This window comes from Achromobacter sp. DMS1, from assembly GCF_001270295.1.
Map to the genome: position 1 here is coordinate 16133 of NZ_LHSJ01000071.1, position 3981 is coordinate 20113.

Annotated in this window: 4 protein-coding genes and 2 pseudogenes; 5 read left to right on the forward strand and 1 reads right to left on the reverse strand. The window is 68.5% G+C overall.

The features are described from left to right. Positions 1–156 precede the first annotated feature (156 nt). From AD428_RS10480 to AD428_RS10495, 4 genes and pseudogenes are all read left to right on the forward strand, one after another. Complete coding sequence (locus AD428_RS10480; RefSeq protein ID WP_053245135.1) at positions 157–735, forward strand: SCO family protein; 579 nt, start codon at positions 157–159, stop codon at positions 733–735. A gap of 70 nt (positions 736–805) precedes the next feature. After that, positions 806–1820, forward strand: a pseudogene (locus AD428_RS10485) (COX15/CtaA family protein). 13 nt (positions 1821–1833) lie between these two features. Beyond that, positions 1834–2727 carry a heme o synthase gene (gene cyoE / locus AD428_RS10490; RefSeq protein WP_053245140.1) on the forward strand — a complete coding sequence of 298 codons (894 nt, stop codon included), beginning with the start codon at positions 1834–1836 and terminating at the stop codon, positions 2725–2727. 13 nt (positions 2728–2740) lie between these two features. Further along, entirely contained in the window at positions 2741–3352 is a 612-nt protein-coding gene (locus AD428_RS10495) for an SCO family protein (RefSeq protein ID WP_053245136.1), read from the forward strand. A 25-nt stretch (positions 3353–3377) separates the two neighbouring features. On the opposite strand, the gene AD428_RS10500 is transcribed toward AD428_RS10495, so the two are convergent. Next, positions 3378–3596, reverse strand: a complete 219-nt coding sequence (locus AD428_RS10500) for a DUF3717 domain-containing protein (RefSeq protein WP_053245137.1) — start codon at positions 3594–3596, stop codon at positions 3378–3380. 132 nt (positions 3597–3728) lie between these two features. On the opposite strand from AD428_RS10500, the pseudogene AD428_RS27780 reads away from it, so the two are divergent. Next, positions 3729–3981, forward strand: a pseudogene (locus tag AD428_RS27780) (glycine zipper 2TM domain-containing protein); the annotation flags it as partial.

Genomic DNA, 3981 nt, shown 5'->3' on the forward strand with positions numbered 1-3981 from the left:
GACCTGACGCTGCGCAAGCATGCGGGCGACACCACSYYCRGCGSCRGCRKGYKCCTCCGGCCTGAGCGGCCGCCCGTCACGACGCGATTCCAGGATATTCCCGTGCCTCATTCACCCACTTCCTCCGCTGCGGCTCCCAGGCGTTCCCTGACGCCCATGCTGCTGGTGTTCCTGTGCTCGCTCGCGCCCATCGTCGCGGCGTTCGTGGTGTACCTGAATCCGCAGTGGTGGCCTTCGGAAAGCAGCAATTACGGAACCTTGATCGAGCCGCAGCGTCCCATGCCGGGGCCGGCCGGGTTGCGGCTGCGCACGCTCGACGGCCAGCCCTACGACCTGCGTCGCCTCGAGGGCAAATGGCTGCTCGTCGTCGCCGACGGCGCGGCCTGCCCGGAAAGCTGCGCGCGCAAGCTGTTCATCACTCGCAACACGCATGCCAGCCAGGGCAAGAACGTGGATCGCCTGGCGCGGGTCTGGTTTATCACCGACGACGCGCCGGTGCCGCAGAAGGTGCTGGATGCCTACCAGGGCACGGTGATGCTGCGGGCCGACCCGGCCGAGCTGGCGCGCTTCCTGCTTCCCGCGCAGGCGGGCGAGGGCGCGGCGGCGGCGCTGGCGGCCCCGATCTGGGTGATCGACCCGCTGGGCAACCTGATGATGCAGTTCCCGGCCGATGCCGACGGCGTGAAGGTGCGCAAGGACATCAGCCGGCTGGTCTACAACTCGCGGATCGGGTGAGCAGGATTTGGCACGTCGCGCTTTCAGCGGGTTTCGGTGGGGCGCCTGGAGTATTGAAGCAACAATGAATATGGAACGTATCAAGGCGCGCTACCGCAAGCTGGTTTTCTTCACGTGGTTCCTGACCCTGGACCTCATCATGTTCGGCGCCTTCGTGCGCCTGACGGATTCCGGCCTGGGCTGCCCCGACTGGCCCGGCTGCTACGGCAGCGTCACCCCGCTGGGCGCCATGGGCGACATCCACCAGGCCACGCAGGCCATGCCCTTCGGCCCCGTGACCCTGTCCAAAGCCTGGATCGAGATGATCCACCGCTACGTGGGCTCCATCCTGGGCATGCTCATCATCGCCATCGTGTACATGGCGTGGCGCCATCGCCGCGCGCTGGGCCGCTCGCCCGCGCTGGCCACGGTGGCGCTGGTGGCGGTGTGCGTGCAGGCGCGTTCGGCGCCTGGACGGTCACGCACCGGCTCATGCCGGCCGTGGTGACGGCTCACCTGGTGTTCGGGCTGTCGGTGCTCGCGCTCATGACCTGGCTCTCGGCGCGCGAGCGGCCGCACGCGCGGTGCCCGCCGCCGCCCGGCGGTTCCGGCCCTGGATGATCGGCGGCTTCGCGCTGCTGCTGGCGCAGGTGACGCTGGGCGGCTGGGTCAGCACCAACTACGCCGCGCTGGCTTGCATGGACTTTCCCATGTGCCACGGCCAGTGGATCCCGGAAATGGATTTCCATGGCGGGTATTCCGTGATCCGCGGGCTGGGCGAATTGCCTTCCGGGGAGATGATCTCGCAGCCGGCGCTGACGGCCATCCATTGGGTGCACCGCAATTTCGCCTTCGTGGTGTTCGCGTACCTGGGCGTGCTGGCCTGGCGCCTGCGCGCCGAGCCCGGCCTGCGCGGGCCGGCCACGCTGATGCTGGCGCTGCTGGCGGCCCAGCTCTTCACGGGCCTGACCACCATTTTCTTCCAGTGGCCGCTGCTGATCGCCGTATTGCACAATGGCGGAGCGGCCGGGTTGACGCTGGCCGCCGTGGTGCTGCTGGTGCGCCTGGCGGGGGCGGGAAGCGTCCCTGATTCGGCGCGCGTTTAAAATGGGGCCCATCATGTCCAGTCTCGCCGCTTCCCAAACCGGATTGCTCCGCCAGTATTTCGTCCTCACCAAGCCGCGCGTCACGCAGCTTGCGGTGTTCTGCGCGGTCATCGGCATGTTCCTGGCCGTGCCGGGCGTGCCGGACCTGGGCAAGGTGTTTTTCGGCACCGTGGGCATCTGGCTGCTGGCGGCGGCCGCCTTTGCCATCAACTGCCTCATCGAGCAGGAAGTCGATGCGCGCATGCTGCGCACGGCGCGCCGCGCCACCGCGCGCGGCACGATCTCCGCCTTCCAGGTGCTGATGCTGTCCGGCCTGCTGGGCGGGGCGGGCATGCTGGTGCTGTACCGGCTGGTCAACCCCCTCACCATGTGGCTGACCTTCGCCACCTTCGTGGGCTACGCCATTATCTACACCATCATCCTCAAGCCGCGCACCCCGCAGAACATTGTCATCGGCGGGCTGTCGGGCGCCATGCCGCCCGCGCTGGGCTGGGCCGCCGTCGCCGATTCCGTGCCGGCCGAGGCCTGGGTGCTGGTGCTCATCATCTTCATCTGGACCCCGCCGCATTTCTGGGCCCTGGCGCTGTACCGCAACCACGACTACGCCAAGGCCGGGCTGCCCATGCTGCCCGTCACGCACGGGCAGCAGTTCACGCGCCTGCACATCCTGCTCTACAGCATTGCGCTGCTGGCCACCACGCTGCTGCCCTACGCCATCCGCATGAGCGGCGAGCTCTACCTGGCCGCCGCGCTGGTCCTGGGCGGCATGTTCGTCGCCCGCGCATGGCGGCTGTACCGCGCCTACAGCGACGAGCTGGCGCGCGGCCTGTTCCGTTTTTCCATCCTCTACCTGGCGCTGCTGTTCGGCGCCCTGCTGGTGGATCATTGGTTCGCCCTGCTGGGCTGACCGGAGGTTGTCGATGCATTCCCTGTTTTCCGCCGGCCGCAGGCTCGCCTTGCGGCTGGGCGCGGCCACGCTGGTCGCCGCCGCGCTGGCCGCCTGCGGCGAAAGCAAGCCCGTGTTCAAGGGCAGCGACATCAGCGGCACTCAGCTGGGCAAGGGCCTGGAGCTGGTCGATTTCAATGGCAAGACCCGCCATTTGTCCGATTTCTCGGGCAAGGTCGTGGTTGTGTTCTTTGGTTTCACCCAGTGTCCCGACGTATGCCCCACGTCGCTGGCCGAGCTGTCGGACGTCATGCAGAAACTCGGGCCCGATGCCGACCGCGTGCAGGTGCTGCTGATCACCGTGGATCCCGAGCGCGACACGCCGGAGATCCTGCGCCAGTACGTCACGGCCTTCGACCCGCGCTTCCTGGGCCTGACGGGCACGGCCGACCAGATCAAGAAGGCGGCGGCCTCGTTCAAGGCCTATTACGCCAAGTCGCCCACCAAGGACGGCGGCTACACCATGGACCATACCGCCGCGTTCTACCTGCTGGACGGCAAGGGCGAATCGCGGGTGCTGGCCAACAATACCCTGGGCGCGGACGCCCTGGCGCACGATATCCAGGCGCTGCTCAAGGCACAGTGAGGCGCACCCCCATGGCCCGCCCGAGTCAGGGCCGCGTCGCGGCCCAGGCCTGCAGCGCCGCGCGGGCGGCGTCCTCGAACTCCGCCAGCGCCATTTCGCGGCGCCCCTCGATGATCATCAGCGCGTAGGGCGTGGCCAGCGCGGCCGCTTCCGCGCACAGGCGTGATTCGTCGCCCACCGAAGGCGAGCGCTGGCGCCAATAATTGATGGCGGCTTCGAGCTGGGGCAGGGTCACGGAGTCCATACGGCTATTGTGCACGTTTGGATCGCGGCGGAAAGCCCCCGTCCGGGGCCTTGCAAAGCGTCACGATCGCAACACGCCGATACCCCGCGCCAGTGCTATACCACTGCCCGTCAGTGTCGTTGGAGCATCCACATGAATCCTGCCACGCAATCCGGTTCCCCGCGCCGCGGGCTCCATCCCCTGGTGGCGTCCGCCGCCGTATCCATCATTATCCTGAGCGCCGTCGCGGTCGCCGCCATGCTGGGCTGGCTGCCCTCGATCTCGGCCAATCCCCAGGCCGAATCGGCGCAGTCCGGTCCCGAGGCCGCCAACCTGGCCCCCGCGCCGCCCGCGCCCGGGGGCTCCCGCACCGGCCCAGGCTCAGGCCCAGACTCAGGGCGCCCCG